The 22,913-nt window shown below is 60.3% G+C and carries 22 protein-coding genes; 7 read left to right on the forward strand and 15 right to left on the reverse strand.

All coding sequences use genetic code 11. The annotated features are described in order from the left end of the window. The first annotated feature begins 60 nt into the window (after window positions 1-60). The 5 genes from QP093_RS01270 to QP093_RS01290 all read left to right on the forward strand — a co-directional run bounded on the left by QP093_RS01270 (window position 61) and on the right by QP093_RS01290 (window position 4,978). Window positions 61-1,371 carry an MFS transporter gene (locus QP093_RS01270; protein WP_285014167.1) on the forward strand — a complete coding sequence of 437 codons (1,311 nt, stop codon included), beginning with the start codon at window positions 61-63 and terminating at the stop codon, window positions 1,369-1,371. A 7-nt stretch (window positions 1,372-1,378) separates the two neighbouring features. Beyond that, complete coding sequence (locus QP093_RS01275; RefSeq protein ID WP_058236609.1) at window positions 1,379-2,077, forward strand: DUF4191 domain-containing protein; 699 nt, start codon at window positions 1,379-1,381, stop codon at window positions 2,075-2,077. 145 nt (window positions 2,078-2,222) lie between these two features. Further along, window positions 2,223-3,197 carry a transporter substrate-binding domain-containing protein gene (locus tag QP093_RS01280; RefSeq protein WP_285014169.1) on the forward strand — a complete coding sequence of 325 codons (975 nt, stop codon included), beginning with the start codon at window positions 2,223-2,225 and terminating at the stop codon, window positions 3,195-3,197. A gap of 30 nt (window positions 3,198-3,227) precedes the next feature. Further along, a complete protein-coding gene (locus tag QP093_RS01285; RefSeq protein WP_285014171.1) occupies window positions 3,228-4,193 on the forward strand; it encodes an amino acid ABC transporter permease in 966 nt (321 codons plus the stop codon). Further along, window positions 4,190-4,978, forward strand: a complete 789-nt coding sequence (locus tag QP093_RS01290) for an amino acid ABC transporter ATP-binding protein (RefSeq protein WP_058236607.1) — start codon at window positions 4,190-4,192, stop codon at window positions 4,976-4,978. Before QP093_RS01285 ends, QP093_RS01290 begins: the two co-directional genes overlap by 4 nt. On the opposite strand, the gene QP093_RS01295 is transcribed toward QP093_RS01290, so the two are convergent. From QP093_RS01295 to glgA, 7 genes are read right to left on the reverse strand one after another with little or no spacing between them, the layout of a single operon-like run. Beyond that, a complete protein-coding gene (locus tag QP093_RS01295; protein WP_285014175.1) occupies window positions 4,975-5,652 on the reverse strand; it encodes a histidine phosphatase family protein in 678 nt (225 codons plus the stop codon). The genes QP093_RS01290 and QP093_RS01295 overlap by 4 nt on opposite strands. A gap of 23 nt (window positions 5,653-5,675) precedes the next feature. Next, window positions 5,676-8,573, reverse strand: coding sequence for a bifunctional [glutamine synthetase] adenylyltransferase/[glutamine synthetase]-adenylyl-L-tyrosine phosphorylase (locus tag QP093_RS01300; RefSeq protein ID WP_285014177.1), 2,898 nt, complete (start codon window positions 8,571-8,573; stop codon window positions 5,676-5,678). Continuing rightward, the gene (locus tag QP093_RS01305) at window positions 8,573-9,907 is read right to left on the reverse strand and encodes a glutamine synthetase family protein (protein ID WP_058236604.1); all 1,335 of its coding nucleotides are present in this window, start codon (window positions 9,905-9,907) and stop codon (window positions 8,573-8,575) included. The genes QP093_RS01300 and QP093_RS01305 overlap by 1 nt, the downstream gene beginning before the upstream one ends. Next, complete coding sequence (locus QP093_RS01310; protein ID WP_285014180.1) at window positions 9,908-10,999, reverse strand: SPFH domain-containing protein; 1,092 nt, start codon at window positions 10,997-10,999, stop codon at window positions 9,908-9,910. It abuts the gene before it with no gap. 12 nt (window positions 11,000-11,011) lie between these two features. Further along, window positions 11,012-11,452, reverse strand: a complete 441-nt coding sequence (locus QP093_RS01315) for an NfeD family protein (RefSeq protein ID WP_058236603.1) — start codon at window positions 11,450-11,452, stop codon at window positions 11,012-11,014. A 13-nt stretch (window positions 11,453-11,465) separates the two neighbouring features. Continuing rightward, window positions 11,466-12,281, reverse strand: coding sequence for an ABC transporter ATP-binding protein (locus QP093_RS01320; RefSeq protein WP_285014182.1), 816 nt, complete (start codon window positions 12,279-12,281; stop codon window positions 11,466-11,468). A gap of 29 nt (window positions 12,282-12,310) precedes the next feature. After that, window positions 12,311-13,537 carry a glycogen synthase gene (gene glgA, locus QP093_RS01325; protein WP_285014185.1) on the reverse strand — a complete coding sequence of 409 codons (1,227 nt, stop codon included), beginning with the start codon at window positions 13,535-13,537 and terminating at the stop codon, window positions 12,311-12,313. A gap of 88 nt (window positions 13,538-13,625) precedes the next feature. On the opposite strand from glgA, the gene glgC reads away from it, so the two are divergent. Then, window positions 13,626-14,864: a glucose-1-phosphate adenylyltransferase gene (gene glgC, locus QP093_RS01330; RefSeq protein WP_285014187.1), complete on the forward strand. Its 1,239-nt coding sequence runs from the start codon at window positions 13,626-13,628 to the stop codon at window positions 14,862-14,864. Window positions 14,865-15,130: 266 nt separating this feature from the next. After that, window positions 15,131-15,793: a phosphoserine phosphatase SerB gene (gene serB, locus QP093_RS01335; protein ID WP_070726769.1), complete on the forward strand. Its 663-nt coding sequence runs from the start codon at window positions 15,131-15,133 to the stop codon at window positions 15,791-15,793. A gap of 6 nt (window positions 15,794-15,799) precedes the next feature. Here the strand turns inward: serB and QP093_RS01340 are convergent, their stop codons facing one another. From QP093_RS01340 to QP093_RS01375, 8 genes are read right to left on the reverse strand one after another with little or no spacing between them, the layout of a single operon-like run. Further along, a complete protein-coding gene (locus QP093_RS01340) occupies window positions 15,800-17,140 on the reverse strand; it encodes a family 20 glycosylhydrolase (protein ID WP_285014189.1) in 1,341 nt (446 codons plus the stop codon). Window positions 17,141-17,174: 34 nt separating this feature from the next. Beyond that, window positions 17,175-17,711 carry an NUDIX hydrolase gene (locus QP093_RS01345; protein ID WP_285014191.1) on the reverse strand — a complete coding sequence of 179 codons (537 nt, stop codon included), beginning with the start codon at window positions 17,709-17,711 and terminating at the stop codon, window positions 17,175-17,177. Window positions 17,712-17,714: 3 nt separating this feature from the next. Beyond that, window positions 17,715-18,998 (reverse strand): PrsW family intramembrane metalloprotease, encoded by a 1,284-nt coding sequence (locus QP093_RS01350; protein ID WP_285014193.1) that lies wholly within the window; start codon window positions 18,996-18,998, stop codon window positions 17,715-17,717. 18 nt (window positions 18,999-19,016) lie between these two features. Further along, window positions 19,017-19,613: a hypothetical protein gene (locus QP093_RS01355; RefSeq protein WP_070726607.1), complete on the reverse strand. Its 597-nt coding sequence runs from the start codon at window positions 19,611-19,613 to the stop codon at window positions 19,017-19,019. Beyond that, window positions 19,610-20,788, reverse strand: coding sequence for a glycosyltransferase family 4 protein (locus tag QP093_RS01360; RefSeq protein WP_070726605.1), 1,179 nt, complete (start codon window positions 20,786-20,788; stop codon window positions 19,610-19,612). The genes QP093_RS01355 and QP093_RS01360 overlap by 4 nt, the downstream gene beginning before the upstream one ends. Then, the gene (locus tag QP093_RS01365) at window positions 20,785-21,696 is read right to left on the reverse strand and encodes a phosphatidylinositol mannoside acyltransferase (RefSeq protein WP_092648529.1); all 912 of its coding nucleotides are present in this window, start codon (window positions 21,694-21,696) and stop codon (window positions 20,785-20,787) included. Before QP093_RS01365 ends, QP093_RS01360 begins: the two co-directional genes overlap by 4 nt. Next, the gene (gene pgsA, locus QP093_RS01370; RefSeq protein ID WP_058236594.1) at window positions 21,689-22,321 is read right to left on the reverse strand and encodes a phosphatidylinositol phosphate synthase; all 633 of its coding nucleotides are present in this window, start codon (window positions 22,319-22,321) and stop codon (window positions 21,689-21,691) included. The genes QP093_RS01365 and pgsA overlap by 8 nt, the downstream gene beginning before the upstream one ends. Next, window positions 22,322-22,903 (reverse strand): HIT family protein, encoded by a 582-nt coding sequence (locus tag QP093_RS01375; protein WP_285014196.1) that lies wholly within the window; start codon window positions 22,901-22,903, stop codon window positions 22,322-22,324. Window positions 22,904-22,913: the final 10 nt, after the last annotated feature.

A 22,913-nucleotide genomic window follows, 5' to 3' on the forward strand; every position in this document is an offset into this window, starting at 1 on the left:
CAATACGCAATCGCAATCTGTGGATGGCGCATGGATACACGCTAGAATGGCACCGCTGCCGTGGCGCAGCAAGCCCTCCTGCTCTTGCCTGGCAAGACCCTTGAGGGCACGCCTATGTTGGGACATGCTTTCGTGCAGACATCACCATTTCGCGCTCTGGCGCATTATCGTATTCTGCCCGCTCTGGTTGGGTGGCCCGAGCTCATCATCGCGTTTGTGGCTCGCGCACCTTACGCCATGGTTCCGTTGGGGACGATGACGGCAATCACCGCCTCTACTGGATCCGTCGCAACCGGCGGACTGGCGACCGGTGTGGTCTCTCTGTCAACAGCCATCGCTTCGCCGCTGATCGGACGCTGGGCTGACCTTGGCGGACAACGACCGGTACTGCTCACGCTGCTCCCCCTCAACGCGCTCTCCCTAACTGGACTATGCGCTGTAGCGCTGACTGCTCACAGTGGCCCAGGTTTGTGGCTAGCTGCCTTATGCGTGGGCCTGACTGCCGTTCCGATTGGCTCATTTACGCGTGCACGCTGGGTGGCGCGCACTACCTCCCCCCATCATCTGGCCGCAGCCTTTTCCTATGAGTCCACCGCTGATGAATTCGTCTTCGTCCTCGGCCCAGCCCTCGTTGGCATCGCCGCGTCCGCCGCAGCACCTGCCGCGCCATTGGCACTGGCCGTCCTCCTCATGCTGTGCGCCGGGATTCCTTTCGCTATTCGCACGCCCGCTTCCCTGCCGAACGAGGACGACGCTGATCGCACGCAAACCCCGCCGGTGTCGATCGCCTCGGTGCTGCGCGTTGTCCTTCCGGCGATCCTCATCATGGCCTGTATCGGTACGATATTTGGCTCCGTTCAGGCCGGCACCACCCAACGAGCAGCAATGGCCGGAATGCAGACGCAGGCCGGTTTGATTTACGCGGTCATGGGTATCGGGTCAGCCGCAATGGCCCTGATGGTTGTCTTGATTCCCGAATCCGTGCGACTGTCGTGGCGCGTCATCATCGGCGGGGTCGGAATTGCGGCAGCGATGGGGGCAACAGCTGGGGCCTCGAGCATTATCCTGACTGCTCTCATGCTGCTCATTGCCGGACTCTTCGTGGGGCCCACAATGGTGACGGCCTTTTCATTGTCGGAACGCCTGGCTCCCCCACAAGGTGTTTCAGTGGCGATGACGTCGATGCAGTCTTCGGTCACAATCGGCGTGTCCTGTGGATCAGCCGCGGGTGGCATGGTGGCGTCTTCGTCCGGTGCGCCGTGGGCGTATGCGATCGCAGTGTGCGCCGGACTTGTTATCGCACTCACGGGTGAGATTTTGCGTCGCGCAGGAAGCCGTGGTCCCGCACGGCTCCAATCACAGGTAGGATAGGACCGTTATGGCAAAGGAAAACGCACCCCAGGAAAAGAAGCGTCGGTGGTATCAGAACTTCGCTGACGCTTATAAGATCACTGCGCGCTCATATCCGTGGATCGGATGGGTGATGATCGGTGGTTCCATCGTTCTCATCGCTCTTGGCATCCTCCTCGGATTCCTCACCAACTCATGGTTCATGTGGATCTTGACGGGAGTCATGTTGGCACTGCTGCTGTGCATGGGTCTGCTCGCCGCACTTGTGCGCCGCGCAATGTATCAGCAGATCGACGGCACGATCGGATCCGTGTATGCGGTTATCAGTCAGATCAAGCGCGGGTGGATTGTCAGCGAAGAGCCTGTTGCAGCGAATCGCCATCAGGATCTGGTGTGGCGCCTTGTCGGCAGGCCCGGTGTGGTTTTCATTTCCGAGGGACCCTCCTCGCGTGTGCGCCCGATGTTGAATCAGGAGCGTCGCAACACGCAGCGTGTCGCCCAGAACGTTCCGATTCACCTGATTGAGGTGGGCCATGGTGATGGACAGATCACCCTCGGGCAGCTTGACCGTCGTATCCGGAAGCTCAAGAAGACGCTGACTCGTGAGGAAGTTCCTGCGATCTCTCAGCGGTTGACAGCGTTGGAGAACAAGACGCACCAACGCGTTCCTCGCAGCATTGATCCCATGAAGGCGCGCCCGTCGCGTCGTGCCCTGCGTGGCCACTGACCATGTCTGAGCGGCGATGCCGCCGCGCCGGTCGCTTCACATATTGAGACGGCGACACATAACTATACTTTTATGCGCATACTCGTATATGTTGGTCGACGTGGAGAAATAGTTCCTTCGCGTTGCTCGCATATTGGAGGAAATCATGCGTAAGTTTACTGTCGTCACTGCAATTGCTGCCCTGACCGCCTGTGGCCTGGCCGCGTGCTCTGATCCCGATGACGTCCCTGCCGATCAGTCGAATGCCGGCGCATCATCCGGAGCACAATCAGCGACCTCATCTGCCGACAATCCAATGGCATCCACGGGGATCACCCCCTTCGATACCAGCCAGATTCCAGTCCAGGATGATATCGCTGCCCTCGTTCCACAGGAAATCAAGGATCGTGACGTCCTGCGAAATGGTGCCTCCACGGACTACGCGCCGGCGGAATTCCGCGGTGACGATGGTCAGACCCCTGTTGGCTACGAAGTTGACCTGGTGCGCGGCCTCGCACAGGTGCTGGGTCTGTCGGAAGGCACCACCACGCACGCCGAGTTCCCCACGATCATTCCGGCACTGGGCACCAAGTTTGACATCGGCATGTCAGCGTTCACGATTACTCCAGAACGTGAGAAAGAAACCAACTTCGTTCAGTTCATCGAGGTTGGTTCCGCATACGCCGTATCGACAGGCAACCCGAAGAACTTCGACCCCGCTGACCCCTGTGGCGCCACCCTCGGCGTTCAGAACGGCACGTTCCAGCACGAGTACGCCAACGAGCTGTCCGCAAAGTGTGAAGCCGACGGCAAACCCGCCATTCAGGTCATGCCGATGGATCTGCAGACTGACGTCGCCACGAAGGTTGTGGGTGGACAGTACGACGCAACCCTGGCAGATTCCACAGTGATCAGCTACACGGTCAAGCTCACCCAGGGACAGCTCGAACAGGTTGGAGACGTCATCGAAGCAGCCCCACAGGGCGTTGCGGTTTCCACGTCTGATCAGGCTCTGACAGATGCCCTTGCCAAGGCCATGCAGTACCTGATGGACAGCGGATACCTAGAGAAAATCCTCGCGCCCTACGGCGCGGACTCCTCCGCCCTCGACACGGCCACTGTCAATCCGCCGGTTGAGTGACCTGTCGGTTAACCAGAGAAAGAGTGACCAGTGCCGAAGCAAGACATTCGTAACGGCGTTGAGATTATTCACGCCAAACCCGTGCCACGTATCGGTCGGCTCGTGTCGGCTGCGATTGTCGCCGTGCTTGTCGCCATGGCGATCAACACGCTGCTGACCAACCCGAACTTCCGGTGGGACGTTGTGTGGCAATGGCTGTTCTCACGCACCATTGTCAGCGGCGTGATGTACACGATCCTCCTGACGATCGTCGCCATGATCCTCGGCACGGTCCTCGCGGTGACGATGGCAATTATGCGTCAGTCGCCCAACCCGATCCTGCGGTGGGTCGCCACGTTCTACATCTGGTTCTTCCGCGGCACACCAATCTACACGCAGCTCATCTTCTGGTCTCTGCTTCCAACCCTCTACCCTCAGCTCTCACTTGGTATTCCCTTTGGCCCCGAGTTCGTCACCTTCGACACCGCTCAGGTTTTCACGCCGTTTTGGATGGCGTTCATTGGCCTGGGACTCAACGAGGGTGCCTACCTGGCTGAAATTATCCGCGCAGGTCTGCTGTCCGTTGATAAGGGACAGGAAGAAGCAGCGACCGCGCTCGGTATGCATCGCGGTCTGATCCTGCGTCGCATTATCCTGCCGCAGGCAATGCGCGTGATTGTCCCGCCGATCGGGAATGAGACGATCTCGATGCTCAAGACCACCTCTCTGGTTGCCGCCATTCCGTTCACTCTGGAATTGACGTTCGTGGCGCGCACCAAGGGGCAGGCGCTGTTCGTGCCGATCCCCCTGCTGATCGCGGCCGCACTGTGGTATCTGGCGATCACCTCGCTGTTGATGGTCATTCAGTACTTCATTGAGCAGCACTATGGGCGTGGCTTTACCTCTGACCGCCCGGAAGGCACGACCGGCACTTCCTCGCACAAGACGGGACGCCAGAGCGCCATCAATTCCTCTCACACCACGAAAAACGATCCATTTATCGAGGTCACACCATGAGCTCTTCACTTGCCCCGATGGTCTCCGTGCAGGCAGTTCACAAGTTCTTCGGTGATCTTCATGTATTACGCGGCATCGACCTGACGGTACGCAGCGGCGAGGTGTGCGTGATCCTGGGGCCGTCCGGTTCAGGAAAATCAACCCTCCTGCGCTGCATTAACCAGTTGGAACGTATCAGCGCAGGCAGGATTTATGTTGAAGGCGACCTGATTGGGTACCGCGAAACCACTGACTCATCTGGTCAGCCTGTTCTGCATGACCTGCCCGACAAGGTCATCGCTCAGCAACGCTCTCGCATTGGCATGGTGTTTCAGCGTTTCAACCTGTTCCCCCATATGACCGCCCTCGAAAATGTGATGGAAGCACCTGTGCACGTCAAGGGCGTCAAGGAAAAAGAGGCGCAGAAAACGGCGCTGTCGCTGCTGGATCGTGTCGGTCTGGCTGACCGTGCTCAGCACTATCCTTCGCAGCTGTCCGGTGGCCAGCAGCAGCGTGTTGCCATTGCGCGCGCACTTGCCATGGACCCGGAGCTGTTGTTGTTCGATGAGCCGACGTCAGCCCTCGACCCTGAGTTGGTTGACGAAGTGCTCGGCGTGATGAAAGATCTGGCCCGCTCCGGCATGACGATGGTGGCTGTCACGCACGAGGTTGGGTTTGCGCGCGAAGTGGCCGACCAGGTCGTGTTCATGGATGAGGGTGTGATTGTGGAGGCGGGGAAGCCTTCCGACGTCATCGAGCATCCCACGCGCGAACGCACCAAGGCGTTCTTCTCGAAGGTTCTCTAAGCACTCAGTTCTGATCGCACCAGTGGAATCTCGCCGTCGGGCACGGGCCATTGGCCGATCGGACGGTCGTTCCATGTGCGCGCAACCCACTGGCCGCCTTCACGATCGAGCACCGTGGTGCCGGTGTTGCGCATCGGATTGGTTACCGTCATGCGCGCATCCGCATTCGAGGCAAGCACGGGTGTGATTGTGCGCAAAATAGCGCCATGCGCGACAAGTGCGACGACTCCGTCCTTGTGCTCCTCGGCCCACTGTTCAATTTCTCCGATGACGGGACGCACCCGTGCCAGCACTTCATGCCCGTTTTGCGCACCCGGCATTCTGGCATCCAGATTGCCCTGAGCCCAGTGGACGATGGTGCGCACGTACGTCATTTCCGAGGCGCGGTCCACCGCCATTTCACCGTCGCCTGTCTCAATTTCACGGATGCCGGGTCGAATCCACACGTGTGGGTTGAAGCGGGCGATCAGCGGTGCTGCTGTTTGCCGCGTTCGGATCAAAGGTGAGACGACCACCAGGCCTGGTGCCGGTGCAATATCGTTTTCCCACCGCGCTGCCAGCGATTCGGCCTGTTTACGTCCTCGCTTGTCGAGGGGTGCGCCGGGACGGCCCGTATCCAGTGCGTGTGATCGATTGGCGGCGGTTTGTCCGTGCCGGACAAGAACAAGTTTCATTTCCTACTTCCTCAAGATGCCATTCACCGTGAGTCTGACCAGAAGAGCCGTTCCATCACATCCCGTGAACGCCGGGCCGCACGCAGCCAGTCCTCTTCCAGGGCGTGATAGCCGCCTGCCCCATATCCTAACAAGTGCGCCAGCGAAGCCAGTTTCGCACCCGAGCGCGCCAGCACGTCGATTTTGACCCCGGATGTGCGCCCGGTTGCCAGCACGTTTCCCGTACGGATGCGTCGAGCTAAACTCCACGCGCGATCCAGGTCATCAGCGTCCTCTCCGCTGATCAGGTTGCTGTGTCGTAGGACCGCCAGCGCGCGCTGCGTGGAAGTGGTGCGCAGCTCCTCACAGCTGTGAACGTGACGCATCTGCATGAGCTGCACGACCCACTCCACGTCGCTCATTCCCCCCACGCCAAGTTTGACATGCCGCGTCGGCTCAATGCCACGAGGCAGTCGCTCGCGTTCCATTCGAGCTTTCAGCAGGCGAATCTGCTGGATATCAGCGTCCGAGGGTGACTGATCGTAGCGGATCGGATCAATGGCGGCAAAGAAGTCGGCCAGCAGCTCCCCGTCACCTGCTGCGGGTCTGGCTCGTAACAGTGCCTGACGTTCCCATACTGATCCCCACCGCTGGTAATACTCCTCATAGGAGCTCACCGTGCGCGAAACTGGCCCGGATTTTCCTTCCGGTCGCAGATCCATATCCACGCTCAGCCCCGATCCCTCGTGGACAGAGCTGAGCAGCTTTTTCACGCGCATGGTGATGTCAACGGCGGCACCGGCGTCCCCCTCGTGAACGGCAATAATGTCGGCGTCGGACATCAGCGAAGATTCGCGTCCGCCGTATGAACCCATCGCAACAAAAGCCAGGCGTGGCGGCTGCGCGTCTGCGTGCTCACTGCTCCACTGGCGAGTCGCGATAGTCAGTGCGCCATGAAGCGCCACATCCGAAGCGTCCGCAATGGCGGTTCGCACAGGGGCAACATGTGCCAGTGCATCTCCCAGGGCTGCGCGCGTCACTTCACGTACACGTACCGCCTGCACGCGCCACATGGCCTGTTCAGTGTCGCTGTGTCGCGAGATAAGCGCGTCCACCTCGTTGATCAGGCGCTGACGGTCGCGCGCTTTGAGCTGCTCATCACCGTCAAGCCACTGCACTGCTTCAGGCAACTCAGCAAGAGCGGAGGCAACCCAGCGTGAGGACGGCAAGAGTTCGCACAGTCGTGAGGCCGCCAGACCTGAATCGCGCAGAAGCGACAGGTACCAATGCGAATCGCCGATGCGTTCGGACAGGGTACGGAAGTTCAACAGCCCGAGGTCAGGGTCAGCTCCGTGCCCAAGCCACGTCATAAAGACAGGCAACAGGTGGCGTTGAATGGTGGCACGGCGTGACGTGCCGTGTGTCAGAGCTTTGATATGACCGAGCGCTCCGGCAGGATCCAGATACCCCAGCGCCGCCAAACGAGCCTTGGCAGCCTCCAGATCCAGCGCGGCTTCGTCGGGAGCCAGGCGGGCGGTGGCCGCAATAATCGGCCGGTAGAACATATCGTCATACAGCTTGCGGACGCGCTCACGCACGCCGTCCACGGTGTCGATGAGGTTTTCCGCGCTCATGAGCTCCGGCCCCAACGCTCGGGCAATACGCCGCAGTTCGTGTCCTGATGAGGGGATCATGTGTGTTCTGCGCATGCGTGCCAGCTGGGCCCGGTGCTCAACAGTGCGCAGGAAGCAGTAGCAGTGCGTCAGGTCGCGCGCATCCGTTCGGGCAACATATCCTCCGTCGGACAGTGCCCGGATTGCTCCGACGGTGTCGGCAATACGGATCGATTCGTCTGTGCGCCCGTGAACAAGCTGGAGCAGCTGAATCGTAAATTCGACGTCCCGAAGTCCTCCGGCACCGAGTTTAAGTTCCCGGTCGCTGTCCGCAGCCGGGACCAGGGCTTCGGCGCGTTGCCTCAAGGTGCGGGCGTTGTCCACGAACCCTTCGCGGTCCGCGGCGGACCACACAAATGGAGTAATCGCGTCAATGAAGTCTTGTCCGACATGACGATCCCCTGCCACCGGGCGCGCTTTGAGCAGTGCCTGGAACTCCCAGGTGTGCGCCCAGGACTGGTAGTAGGCGACGTAGGATTCGACGGTTCTGACCAGCGCGCCGTCACGGCCTTCCGGCCGCAGCGTGGCGTCAACTGCCCACAGCGGTGGCTCACTGCCCGCACCAGAACACGCCTGAGCGGTCATCGCTGCCAGCCGCGTGGCGATTTCAATAACGCTGCGCTCTGACTGGCCTTCCTGCACGCCCACCACGTACATGACGTCAACGTCGGAAATATAGTTCAGTTCACGCGCCCCCGTCTTACCCATAGCGATGATCGCGAACTTGACGGTGTGATCGGGGTCGATCTGGCGCCGTGCCAGCAACAGGGCACCTTCCAACGCCGCGTCAGCAGCATCGGTCAGCCGTGCAGCCACCTCAGGCAAGTGCCCAACCGGGTCGGAGTCCGTCAGGTCAGTGGCGGCAATCGAAATCAACACGTTTCTGTACGCTCGTCGCAGGTCATCTGCTGTTGCGGTGGCCGAGGCAAGAGCGTCGAGGATGACCTGGCGAGCATCACATGCCTCGACCCACACCGCGTCAATGGCGTCAGAGTGGGCAACAATAAAATCGCCGAGGGGACGCGATGCGCCCATCACGGCGGCAAGCTGGCGCGCCGCACCGTGGTTGAGTACGTGGCGCAGAGCATTCGGGTCCGCTTCGTGCAGTCGCACGAGCTGGAGGGCAACCAGGTCTGGATCGGCACTGGTCTGAGCTGCCCGCATCCAGATGTCGGCACTGTCAGGAAGCTGACTGAAATAGTCCGCGCTGGTGCGGGCATCGTGAAAGCCTGCACTGCGCAGGTGCGCTTCAATGCGCTCGCTGCGCATCAATTGGCCTTAATGAATTGTCTGATTTCCTGGGGCGTGATCTGGTGGCGGTACTCAGCCCATTCCTTGAACTTGTTGCGCAGCACGTAGTCGAAGACTTCTTCACCCAGGGTCTGAGCAACAAGATCGGAATTCTTCATACATTCCAGGGCGCTGTGCAAGGAGGCGGGCAGGGAATCGATGCCAAGAACCTGACGTTCGTGTTCGGACAGGTCCCACACGTTGTCCTCAGCTTCAGGCATGAGCTCCATCTTCTTGTCAATGCCATCCAAGCCTGCGGAGATGAGCACTGACAGCGCAAGGTAGGGGTTGCACGCCGGATCAAGTGCGCGGTATTCAATCCGCGCTGAGCGCCGTTTATCCGGCTTATACAGTGGCACACGAACCAGTGCCGATGAATTGTTGTGACCCCAGCACACGTAGCAGGGAGCTTCTCCCCCGCCCCACAAACGTTTGAACGAGTTGACGTGCTGATTGGTGATCGCGCTGATTTCGCGGGCATGCGCCAGCAGTCCGGCGATGAAGTGGCGTCCGGTAGCTGACAGCTGATACGTGCCGGCCGGATCGTAAAATGCGTTGTGGTCACCTTCGAACAGTGACAGGTGGGTGTGCATGCCTGAGCCGGGGTAATCGGCAAACGGCTTAGGCATAAACGTGGCGACGACGTCCTCGCTCAGTGCCACGTATTCAATGAGCGTGCGGGCGGTAATGATGTTGTCGGCTGCCCGAACCGCATCGACTGCCCGCAGGTCAACTTCGTTTTGCCCAGGGCCGCCCTCGTGGTGGGACAGTTCGACGGCGATGTCCATGCTTTCGAGCATGTGAACCAGGCGACGACGAAAATCGTGGGCAATGGATCGCGTGACATGGTCGAAATAGCCGGCACCGTCAATGGGAACGAGGTGATCGGGGGTTGCAGGCTTATGCAGCAGGTAGAACTCGATCTCGGGATGCACCATCACGGTGAATCCCATGTCGGTTGCACGCTGCACAGTACGTTCCAGCGTTCCTCGCGGATCGGATCGGGCCTGCTCACCGTCGGGGGTGAGGACATCGCACAACATGCGTGCAACTTTGTCGTCCTCACTACCCCACGGTAAAACCTGGAAGGTGCTGGGATCTGGTTTCAGGAGCATGTCCGACTCATGGACGCGTGTCAGCCCCTCGATCGAGGAACCGTCAAAGCCGATACCTTCGCTGAGCGCATCCTCCAATTCACCTGGATCAATGGCCAGCGATTTGAGTACGCCGGCCACATCCGTGAACCACAGGCGGATAAAGCGAATTTCCTGATCGGCAACTTCACGCATCACCGAGTCGGACAACTGATCCATCTATTTCTCATTCTCCTCTGGAGGCAGCTCCACATCTTCGATCGGCTCAATCAGGTCTTTGAGCTTTTCGGAGGGGCGGGCCTGCGTTGGCTCATCGAGGACGCTCGGCCCTTTGGGACGGGTGTCTACAATCGGTGCCTGGCTTGAGTGCCTCACAGGGGTGGGCGGCATGGTCGGCTTAGCCGGCCCGGATTCTCCATCCGTTCCCCCACCTGAAAAGCCTTTCGCCACAGCGTCGAGGGCGGCTGTCAGCTCAGTTGGCACAACCCAGACCTTCGATGCTTCACCTTCAGCGATACGCGGCAGCATCTGCAGGTACTGGTAGGACAGAAGATCCGGGGTCGGCTTGCCGGCGTGAATGGCGTTGAACACGGTCTGGATGGCCTCGGATTCACCGCGAGCTTTCGTCACTGCGGCCTGTGCGGCACCTTCAGCGCGCAGAATCTGGGACTGCTTGTCACCTTCAGACTTGAGGATCTGAGACTGGCGCACACCTTCAGCAGTCAAAATGGCGGCACGCTTGTCGCGCTCAGCGCGCAGCTGCTGCTCCATCGCGTTCTGAATGGACGGCGGCGGATCGATGGCCTTGAGCTCGACTCGATTCACGCGAATACCCCAGCGGCCGGTTGCCTCGTCCAGGACGCCGCGCAGCTGAGAGTTGATCTGGTCGCGGCTGGTCAGTGTTTGCTCGAGGTCCATTGAGCCGATCACGTTACGCAGCGTCGTGACGGTGAGCTGCTCGATAGCCTGAATGTAGTTCGCGATTTCGTAGGTCGCGCTACGCGGATCGTTGACCTGGTAGTAAATGACCGAATCGATGGAGACCACAACGTTGTCAGCGGTAATGACAGGTTGGGGTGGAAACGACTGGACCTGTTCACGCAGGTCAACCTTGCTTGCGATGCGATCAAGGAAAGGTACCAGGACGTGAAGTCCGGCGTAGAGCACCGACTGGAACTTACCGAGACGTTCCACCACCAGGGCCCGCGACTGCGGGACCACCTGGATTGACTTGGCTACGGTGACGACAACGAACAGCACGATGAGGAAGATCAGCGCCATTCCGATTGTCTGCCCGAATGAGTTAAACATTATGACAGCCTCTCACTGCATAGGGGGTTCGTTACGTTCAATAATGGCTGTTGCCCCATCGATGCGGACAACGTGCGCGTGGACGCCGGCGGGGATTTCCCGCCCATCCGCCGAGCGCGCGCTCCACGTATCGCCGGCAACTTTGGCACGCCCGTCGATTCTGTTGACTCGAGTAAGCGTGAGGGCGTCTGTTCCAATCAGCCCTTGTGCATTGGTTCGAATATTCGGGTTCGTGCGTGTCAGATGCGCCTTAGCCCATGGACGAACGAGAAGGAGAAGAAGCAGGCTGGCGACCGCAAACACGGCCACCTGCACGCCTGTTCCCCCTCCGGCAGCGCTGGCAATTCCGCCTGCAAGTGCCGAAATAGCCAGCATGAGGAAGAAGAGGTCGAGTGACAGCATCTCGACGATGCCCAAGCCTAGTGCGATGAGAAGCCACCAATAAAAGACCACTGTTTCCTCCGTTTCAGTGTCGACGGGAACTGTCGGGTTTCCGGTCCCTGTTCATACGCGCCCACCAGCGCCCGTCACCGTGACCGACCTCCAGCGGCAGATCGAATGCCGTCGACAGGGTCTCACTGGTCAAAGTCTGTTCAATTGGCCCGCTCGCAACGATGTGGCCCTGTGACATCACCACGCCGTGCGTGAAGCCGGGTGCAATTTCTTCAATCTGGTGGGTAACCAGCAGCAGTTGCGGTGAACGAGCATCCCCGCTCAGCTCCGTCAGCGCCTCCACCAACAGTTCACGCGCCCCCAGATCAAGTCCGGCACTCGGTTCGTCAAGTATCAGAATTTCCGGGTCCGCCATGAGTGCGCGAGCCAGTGCGACGCGTTGGCGCTCCCCTTCTGACAGCGTTCCGAAACGGCGCTCCGCCAGGTGCGAGACGCCGAACAGGTGCAGCAGGTTATCTGCGCGCCCCTCGTCCTCAGTGTCGTACTGTTCGCCGTAGGTAATCGACCTGCCCCATGCTGCGGTCATCACCGCCATGCGCACCGGCATGGACACTGAGATTCGTGCCGTCAGTGACTGTGAAGCAAAGCCGATGCGCGCGGACAATTCCCCGGGGTCGGCTTCTTCGATCGGCGTGCCCAGAATGGTCACGGAACCGCTGGTTGCGCGCTCGCGCCCACTAATCAGTCGGATCAAGCTGGTTTTGCCTGCACCGTTCGGGCCAACAATGACCCAGTGTTCACCGCGATGCGTCGACAGCGTCAGGGAATCAACAAGGTGGGATCCGCCGCGCTCAAGCGTGACGTCGTGTAGATCAACAACGTTCTCCATGTCTTCAGTGTAGCCAGAACCTTGCCTCATCAGCCCACCAGCGCGCGATAAAGGTCGAGTGTCTGCTGGCCGATTGTGTCCCACGAAAATTCAGTGCGCGCCCGCTCCAGGCCGGCTTTGCCCATCTGACGCGCCTGCCCTGGATCAGCCAGCACGGCAGTGATGCGTTCAGCCATCGCAGATTCGAACGCTTCTGGATCAATGGGGGTTCCGGTTCCGTCAGTCTTCTGCTCGATGGGAACAAGGTAGCCGGTTTCTCCCTCGACAATAACGTCGGGAATTCCGCCGGTGCGTGTGCCCACCACCGGCAACTCCATCGCCATAGCCTCCAGGTTCACGATGCCCAGCGGCTCGTACACAGACGGAGTGATGAAGACGGTCGCCACGTCCAGGATTGCACACAGATCGGCTCGCGGCAGCATCTGGGAGATGAGCACGACCCCGTCTCTGTCGGCCGCCAGTTCCTTGACCAACGTGTCGACCTCAGCGGCGATTTCCTTGGTGTCCGGCGCTCCTGCACACAGCACGATTTGAGCATCTCGTGGAAGCTGGCGAGCTGCGCGCAGGAAGTACGGCAGACCTTTCTGACGGGTAATCCGCCCAACGAAGACCACTGTGGGCCGGTCAGGATCAATACCGAATTCCTTGAGCACGCGCGCCTGGTTGGCTTTCTCATCCTCGGTGGAGGGTTTGCGCCACTCATTCAGATCGATACCGTTAAAGATGACGTGAACCCTGTCCTCTTCGACACTGGGATACGAGCGCAGGATGTCATCTTTCATCCCGTTGGACACCGCAATGATCGCGTCAGCATTCTCGTAGGCGATGCGCTCAGCGAAGCTGGACAGACGGTAGCCACCGCCCAGCTGCTCGGCCTTCCACGGGCGCAACGGTTCGAGCGAGTGTGCGGAAACAACGTGAGGGACGTCGTACAGCAACTTCGACACATATCCGGCAAAGTTGGCGTACCACGTGTGCGAATGCACCAGGTCAGTTCCGTCGGTGTGGGCCGCCATCTGCAGATCCACCCCGAGTGTGCGCAACGCTGCATTTGCGCCGTCCAGTTCGGCAAGTTCGTCGTATCCCCGCACACCGTCGAGGGCACCCTCGTCCCCCGGCTTCCTGGGACCATCGAATGCGTGAACCCGAATGTCAGGACCTAGGCTTCGCAATACGCGAGCCAGTTCAGTCACGTGAACACCCGCACCGCCGTAGACGTGCGGCGGATATTCACGTGTCAATAAATCTATACGCATGGCTGCCTCCTACTGAGAGCTTATCGAACAGCAGCGCATCTCGTGTCGTTTGCGCACATTCACGCTGATTATTGCCTACCCTTGAGACATGGCAAAAAAACATGTCCTAGCAATCGTTCTTGCGGGTGGCGAAGGCAAGCGTCTCATGCCCTTGACCATGGATCGAGCCAAGCCTGCAGTACCTTTTGGTGGAAACTACCGACTGATTGACTTCGCGCTGTCCAATATCGTCAACTCCGGCTACATGCGTGTCGTCGTGCTCACCCAATACAAGTCGCATTCGCTGGACCGACATGTTACAAAGACGTGGTATATGTCGCCGTTGCTGGGTAACTTCATTGCTCCCGTACCGGCGCAGCAACGACGGGGACCGCACTGGTACCTGGGCAGTGCCGACGCGATCTACCAGTCCCTGAACGTCATTGAGGACGAGCACCCTGACTACATGGTGATCATCGGTGCCGACAACATCTACCGCATGGACTTTTCTCAGATGGTGGAGCACCACATTGAGTCCGGTCTTCCGGCAACTGTGGCAGGCATCCGCCAACCGGTTGAACTCGCCCCCGCTCTGGGCGTCATCGACGCCGAAGGCGGCGTGGTGAAGAACTTCCTCGAGAAGCCGCAAAACGCTGAGGGTCTGCCGGATGATCCGTCCAAAGTGCTCGCATCTATGGGTAACTACGTGTTCGATACGGACGCCCTCGTCGCCGCACTTCGTGCAGACGCGGAAAACGAGGATTCAAATCACGACATGGGTGGCAATATCATTCCGTGGTTCGTCGAACGTCAGCAGTGCGGTGTCTACGATTTCAAGGACAACATCGTGCCCGGGTCCACAGAGAGGGACCGCGACTACTGGCGCGATGTCGGCACACTGGACGCGTACTACGACGCGAATATGGACCTGATCAGCGTCCACCCGATCTTCAACCTCTATAACCGCGACTGGCCGACGATGACCCTCATCGATGGCTCCTTGCCGCCGGCAAAGTTCGTCTACGGCGATGAGCATTCGCGTATGGGGCACGCCATCGACTCGTTTGTCTCCCCCGGCTCGATTGTTTCGGGCGGCGAGGTTTACCATTCGATCATTTCGCCTGGCGTGTACGTGCACTCGTGGGCTCAGGTCACTGACTCGGTCGTCATGGGCAACACCCGCGTGGGTCGCCACTCCATCGTCTCCAAGACGATCCTGGATAAGGACGTCGTCGTGGAAGAAGGAGCGACGGTCGGTGTGGACCTGGAACATGATCGCGCTCGCGGTTTCACCGTCACCGAGTCCGGCATCACCGTCGTCCCCAAGGGTATGGTGGTGACTAAGTGAGCCAACGGGCTGGCGCAGCACTTTGCGTCATTGCCCCGCATGACGTCGCAAGTTTTCCGTACGAGGCTCCGGCAGTTCGCGCACTGGCAGATTTTGCCGGTGTGCGCCGTTCAAAAATACATGTGCGAGCATTGCCGTTCGTGGCGAACCCGATTGGCGGGGACGTCCCTGCGTGCGTGGTGGCCTGCGTGCGCGAGGGTGATGACGGTGTGGGCATGCTGGATCTTGACGGTGCGCACGCCGCGTTGTCACGGTGGGGAGATGTTCTGGTCGTCCCTGTTTCTGTTCGTGAAGAAGGCGGGCCAGCGCTGATCGTCACCGACGTGGATTCAACGCTGATCGCTCAGGAAGTGATCGAAGAACTTGCCGAGTGGGCGGGTACGCGTCAGGAAGTGGCGGCAGTGACCGCGCGGGCAATGAACGGTGAGATCGATTTTGCGCAGTCCTTGCGAGAGCGGGTCGCCACACTTGCCGGCGTCCCTGAGACCGTGTTCCGCCACGTTACCCGCTCCCTCACCGTCACTCCCGGCGCCAAGCAACTCATCAAAAGTGTCCACTCCGTTTCCGGCGGTGCCTTTGGTGTGGTCTCCGGCGGGTTCGAGGAAGTCGTCGGTCCATTGGCAACGCGACTGAGCATCGATTTTTACTGTGCGAACCGACTGGAAGTGCGTGACGGGCACCTGACTGGCCACGTCCTCGGAGAGATCGTGACATCGCACGTGAAGGTCCGTAAGCTCACTGAATGGGCAGCTCAGCTGGGAGTATCCCCCTCGCGGTGCGTTGCCATTGGTGATGGCGCGAACGACATCCCCATGATGCAGGCCGCAGGATGGGGCGTCGCTTTTTGCGCCAAGTCCGCTGTCCGCGACGCGATTCCCAATTCTCTGGCCGTGCGTCGCCTCGACGCGCTCGTCGCTGCCCTGTTCTAGGTTCGGCTACTTCCAGTCGACGCCTTCTGAACGGTGCCAGGTGAGCCGCTTGGCATCCCACAGTTCCGTGAGCGAGGTGACGCGCCGGGAGAATTCCTCCCACTTGTCGTCACCACTGCCGGTCCATGCGACCTCAGCAATGGCAGTCAGACGCGGCAGGAGCTTCTCAAAGAGCTGTTCACGCGTGCGGATGTACTCTGCCCACACGCATGCTTCAACACCGATCACCGCCCGCGGATCCAGCCCTTCGAGCGCGGTGCGCGGATTCCACTCCAGCGCTGTCCGGAACGGTAGAGGCCCGGCCCAGTCCTGGCCCCACGGCTCATCGGCATTCTCTTTCATATCCAGATATGATTTCTGTCCAGGCGACACGATGACGCGTGCACCGCGCTCAACGCCCGCCAGCACGCCCTCAGTATGATTGTTGGTGGTATCCCACAGCTGCACGATGTCGCCCTCGTGTGCCATTGCGCCCGCTTCCTGCCACATGATCGCCCGCCTGCCGCATGCGTGAACGCGTTCCACCGCCATTGTGACCAGGGCGCGGAACTCGTCGTGAGGTGTGGAATGGCTTTCGTCGCCGCCGATATGCATACCGAGCGGCGAGTCAGCTGCCAGCTGTCCGATCACTTCGTCCATGAAGCGTTCGGTGTCGGCTGCCTGCGTGCTCAGCGTCGACATTCCCACGTCGATACCTTCGTAGACATCCCGCGCCTGACTGTCGGGATTCAGACCCGGCATCGCGTGCAGTGCGGCGTTGGTGTGTCCCGGCATATCAACCTCAGGCACCACGTCAACTCCGCGGGCACTCGCGTAGCGTCGCAGGTCGTTGTACTGCTCGACAGTCAGGTATCCGCCACCTTCGCCATTCACGGCACTCTGTGATGATTTTTCCGTCAGTTCGGGAAGAGCGGGAATTTCGACTCGCCACCCCTGGTCGTCACTCACGTGCAGGTGAAGGACGTTCAGTGACAGGCTTGCCATCAAATCGACGATCTCCTTGAGGACATCGAGGGAAAAGAAGTGGCGTACAGTGTCGATCATGAGGCCGCGCCATTCGAATTCGGGCCAGTCCACAATCGTTCCGCTCAGCGCAGCTCCGCCTCTCTTGAGCTGATTCAGTGTGCGGCTGGCGCGCACCACACCAACCTCGGTGATGGCCCGAATATGAGTGCCGTCCTCACCGATCGTCAGGGCGTACGCCTCCTTTTCCTGGAATGGCTCCAGTGCCGTGTCAATACCCAGTTGCGTCGCGTCCTGAACCAGTTTCGTCGTGACAGGTGAGAACCGTCCTGCACCCTCGGACATATCGGCATGTCGGACAGTGGGAATTACGGGCAAATACATGACATTCTCCTCAGTGGCTGATGTGGTGGCTACTTTACCCGACGGATGACTCGTCAAGCTCGATCATGGTCCCATCCCACCCGTCTTTCCATTGACGAGCCATCGCGACCAGGTCACGTGGATAGACTTCCGCTCTTCGGGCTTCGACCTCAAGATCGTCCAAGTCCCACCACGTCATCGTATCGAGCACGCTGCGCTCCAGTTCAGTCCAGCCGTCCCAGTTCAACTCTGTGCGGTGCACGTGCGCAACGAAGAACCATTCCTCCTGGCGCGCTGTCACGTTGAGAAAATCGAACAGCGCGCGCCGATGCAGGACAGGGCCGACAAGACGAGTCGGATCCAGGGCGATCCCCGTCTCTTCACGAATTTCGCGCACCGCCGTCTGCTGCAGTGTTTCGCCTTCTTCCTGCCCGCCTCCTGTGGTGAACCACCAGGAGCGTGTGACATTTTCTGAATCGTGTCCGCGCACGAGGAGTAGCTTGCCGTCCTCGTCGAATACGGCTACGCGGGCAGCGCGTCGGAACGGTATGCCGTCTTGGTCTGGAATCCATTCCGGTCCAAGGTCACTCACTCGTTATCGTCCAATCTGCCTGTTGGCGTGAGCACTGCGCGTGCGCGTCAGGAACACGTCTCGGGACGCGATCAACTGCTGCAGCATGTCCTGATCCTGTGCCACGCGATCTGCGTGCCTGCCCGCCTTACGGTGGATCATTTCATCCATTCCCAATGCGGCAGCCAGTCGCTGGAAATTCTTCATGGCGCGTTTGGCAGCGCGACCGCCCTGAGCTGCCCACCTAACGGCTGAACGGCGGGCACCGCGGTTGACCACCATTGTCACTTCGCCCGGCAGGATCCATCCGGTACGCACATAGGGCTCCAACCCGTTGGCAATGGTGCGCGCCTGCCGCGCGGACATGACCAGCAGCGCGACGATCCACGCGATGAAAATCGGGACCTCGACGAAGAGGTAAAACACGAACCACCGTTCCATCGACGTGCTGGCCAGGTAGTTCCACGATCCGTGGATGAGGACCGCGACGATCCACCCCAGCGGCAAGGTCCAGACCCATGCGAGACCCGACTTGTGGCGCACCACGCCCCACGCTGCCGCCAGCCCGATGAACGAGGTGGCCATCGGATGCAGGAACGGGCTCATGATGCCGCGCAGGAACCACGTGATCATCAGTTGGCCCTCTTCTGAGCTGCGCAGGAAGTACTGGATGTTCTCGATAAACGCGAAACCTGCGCCTGCCATTCCGGCGTAGACGATACCGTCAATCAGCGAGTTGATGCGGTGACGTCGCCAGGCCAGAACAAACACCACGCCCGCGCCCTTGAGGGTCTCTTCCACGATGGGTGCCACGATCGAGGCCGTAGCTACCATCGTCAGGCCTGAGTGCCCGGTGATCAACTGGATGTTCGTCTGCAGCGCAGTGTTGATCACCATCGCCACCACTGCTGCAGCTCCCGCTCCCCACACGAAGGTCACGAGCATCGCGACCCACGGTTCGGGTTCCCAGCGATCAATAAAACGCAGCACTGCGATGATGAATCCCAAGGGAATCAATGCCAGCACTCCGGTCAGAACTGTTGACGGTAAACCACCGGTGCGCACGTATCCGAACAGCGCAAAACCCAGTGCCGCCACGCCAACAATGGTGAAAATGATTTCAAACCACGCAATCGAGCGCTTGCGCGTGGGCGGAGACCACACGGGAGCGACTTCCTGCGGACTGGACACACCCGTTGCCGGCGCGCCTGCCGGGGCGTCAGCCCACTGATTCCCGCCGACGCGACCAATCCTGGCAAGGCGGTAGTCCTCGCCGGGACCTCCCCACTTCATACGTTGCTCGCTCACGGGTCTCACCGCCTTTAGTTACTGCGCGTCGTCGAAGTCGATGCTCGATGGCACTCGTGCATGGCCGTACAGGTGAGCGATGCGCACCAACGGATGAGCACGCAGTCGCCTAATTTGTGTCACGTCTAGATTATGCACTGAACGAGCCACATGCACGCGGTAGTGCGACGCGTCGAGAGCGCTGATCAGGTGTGCAGCATCGGCATCGTCACGCGCCTCGTCGCGCAGCTGGGGTGTCATGCACGCACGAATCTGTCGCGACAGGGCCGACTCGGCATTCAGACGTCTTGCAGCCATCTGCGCATCGCCGTCAGACAGTCCGTCAATGTCACGCTTGCGGTCGAAATCGTCATCCACCAGTGGGGTTCCGCTCAACGCCAGGCAGCGCGCGGCAGCATCGTCCAAGTCGGCGCTTCCCTGTCCTGCCAGTCCGCTGGCCGCCAGCAGCCCTGCATCGACGGCTCGTCTGATCAAATGCGTGTCGAGGGCGACTCGTGACATCGTCACGCGCCAATGCAACCTGTCCAGGCGCCCAGCCAACATGACGCACTGCCAGATCAATACCGCCACAACCACGATGACACCGGCCAGGAGGATCCACTGCCACAGGCTCATTGGTCGACCTCCCGCAGCCGTCCGCCACGCATGAGCGACAAGGCGTTCTGCCTGCCAGGATCTTCACGCGCCCCGGCCACAACGGTCTGGTACACAGCCATAATGCGATCAGTGACGGTCGACCAGTCATAGGCGGCTGATGCGGCCTGCCCTCGTACGGCAAGTTCGTCCAAAGCGTCCGCGTCGCTCAAGGCATTGACGAGGGCGTCCGCCAGTGCAGCCGAATCGCCGCTGTGGAACAACATTCCGGCGTCACCATTGTTGAGAACGGCTCGGAAGGCTTCGATATCGGATGCGACGACGGCACACCCTGCAGCCATCGCTTCGACCAGCACAATGCCGAAGGATTCTCCCCCTGTTTGCGGAGCAACATAGATTGTCGCGCCAGCCAGCAGTGATTCTTTTTCCTCGTCCGTAATTTCGCCCAGGAACTCCACTGAGTCTCCCAGGCCTTCCAGATCGGTTCGTATCTGGCCGGCATCGCCGCGTCCTGCGATCATAAAGCGCGCCCCGGGGACGTGTTCAAGCACTGTGCGGATCGCACCGGCAAAGATGCCCAGTCCTTTCCGCGGCTCATCGAGGCGTCCCAAGAAGACGACCACCGGCCTGTGCTGGGTGGCTTCCCACTGTGGCAGCGGCTGAGCGCGACGGAAGTTCTCCGTCTCAACGCCGTTGGGGATAATCACAGCGTCACCACCATGGTGTTCGATCAGGGTGCGGCGCGCTTCAGCCGACACTGCGATGCGCGCACTCAGGCGCTCCATGAGAGGGCGGATCATGCCCGCGGTGATTTCCCTGGCGTAGGAGCGCTCCATTGCTGAATGGAACGTTCCCACCATGGGCACATCCGCATTGATCAAGGCCAGGAAGGACACAGATGGCACCCCTGGTTCATGGATATGGACGACATCGAAGTCGCCCTCGTCGAGCCATTTCCTGGTGCGTTTGGCTGAACGTGGAGTAAATGAGAGGCGTGCGACGGACCCGTTGAAGGGGATCGGAATGGTCTCACCCGCGCCGACGGCCCAGCTCGGTAAGTCTGTGTCGTGTTTGGCCGGAGTCAGAACGGAGACGGTGTGGCCTCGGCGGATAAGCTCTTCAGCAAGGTCACGCACGTGGAACTGGACGCCTCCAGGCACGTCCCATGCGTAGGGGTTGACGATTCCGATTTTCACTGTGAGTCCTCGACGCGTCGGCGGGCCCTGGCCAGGCGTTCTGGATCGAGGTCGTCGACAAATAGCGGTTGCATCATGTGCCAGTGTGCCAGATGTTCACGAATCATAGGGACAAGCGCGTCGACCCACGCCTGGGTGTGTGTTTCCACACTGGTACGCGATTGGGTAGCGCCGGGATTGTCGATCACGTCGGAAATATCGATGCGGATGTGGCTACCTGTGGTGTGATAGATCATCGCGGCTGCCAGTGGGCGGTCCAGGCGCTGTGCCAAAGCTGCGGGGCCTGCTGCGACAAGTGCGCGGCGGCCTCCAAAATCAACGTCAACGCCTCTGCCTGAAATATCGCGGTCTGCCAGCAGCGGTACCAGAAGGTTGGCGCGTCCCTTCGCCTGGGCAGCGAGCTGGTGAAAGACGGATTCCTTCTTCCCCACCCCGATAATTTCCATACCGAGGTCTTCGCGCAGGTCGACAAATGCCTGGAACAATTCCGGTGGGTCGAGCTTTTCAGCCACGGTCAACACGGGAAGGCCGTTGCGGCACATCCATGCGCCGGCCAGGTCCCAGTTTCCGGCATGTGCGAGGGCGAGCACAACGGGGCCGTCAGCAGCCAGTTCGCGCAGCATGTCCATCCGCGGCACGTCCACCATGTCATCCAAGTTGCCGTCAATGAGGTGTGTGAGCGCGAATTGTTCGGCGTAGGTCTGCGCGCTCAGTCGGACGGCCTGGCGCACGTGGCTCGAAGGGAGCGAATGCCCGGCGACTCGCTCGTGGTTGGAGCGCAGCCGCGCCGTCACGTCTAGCGGGAGTGCGGCGACGATGTCACCTGCCGTTCGTGCCGCACCGAACAGAAGTGAGCGTGGCAGGCGCGGAGCGAGGCGAAATGCTGACAGCTGCCAGGCGTTACTCACCCGCGTCGCCTGCCTCGATCTGCTTCTTCGTGTACAGCACGCGCTGCGTCACCGTGATAAGCGAGGCGAATGCCACCCATATCAGTCCGATCGGGTAGAACCACGACCACAGGTTCCAATCGGTCAGGGCTGCGCACACCAGCGCGATGATGAGTCGGTCAGTGCGTTCAGCTATACCGACCGACGCGGTAATCCCCATAATTTCAGCCTTGGCACGGGCATAGGGAACGGCTGCCACGCCCACCATCGCGACCGTTCCGGCGATGATCGCGGTCGTGCGTTCAGGTGACGGCTCCAGGTGGAATACGGCATTGACCAGCAGCGCACCGAACACTGCCCCGTCACCGAGGCGGTCCATCGTCGAATCCAGGAACGCGCCAAACCGTGAGGTCTGTCCGCTGTAGCGTGCAAGCACTCCATCAACGGAATCACAAAACAGGATCACGCCGAGTATGACGCCAGCCTGCCAGACGTAGCCGCGTGCCAGCACCGCACAGGAAATCATGACGACCAGTGTCGTCGATGTTGCTGTCACCATATTCGGTGTGACGTGAAGGCGATGCAGAAGTTTGGCGAAAGGTGTGAAGATCGTCGTCGCCACCGACCTGCCATGATTACCGAGCATCTACTTGTCATCTCCCTGAGGCCACGCCTTGGCCAGACGCTGCCGCGCATCACCGAGCAGTTCGGGGAGTGCACGTGAGCGGGCCACGATCGGCAGAAAGTTTGAGTCTCCTCCCCATCGGGGCACCACGTGCTGATGCAGGTGCGCGGCGATTCCGGCTCCGGCAACCTGTCCCTGGTTCATGCCCAGGTTGAAGCCCTGCGCACCCGCCGTCTCACGTTCCACACGCATGGCCGTGGCGGTCAGCTCGCCCAGCTCGATGCGTTCCTCGTCCGTCAAATCCGTGTAGTCGGCAACGTGGCGGTACGGGCACACGAGCATGTGGCCGGAGTTGTAGGGGAACAGATTCATCAATACGAAGCAGGTGCGTCCGCGGTGAACGATCAGTGCCTCTTCATCTGTCTTGTCCGGCGCCGCGCAGAAGGGGCATTCTCCTGCTGACGAGTCCGCAGGCTTGTGATCTCCCTGGATGTAGACCCAGCGGTGGGGCGTCCACAGCCGGTCAAAGCCATCCAATTCACCGGCAAAATCGCCTGAGTCTTCCGCCTGCGGGTCACCCGGATGAGGCTGACCGTTCCTCATGTCGCTGCTC

The sequence above is a fragment of the Pauljensenia sp. UMB10120 genome (assembly GCF_030212035.1).
In the GTDB taxonomy this organism is placed as follows: domain Bacteria; phylum Actinomycetota; class Actinomycetes; order Actinomycetales; family Actinomycetaceae; genus Pauljensenia; species Pauljensenia radingae_A.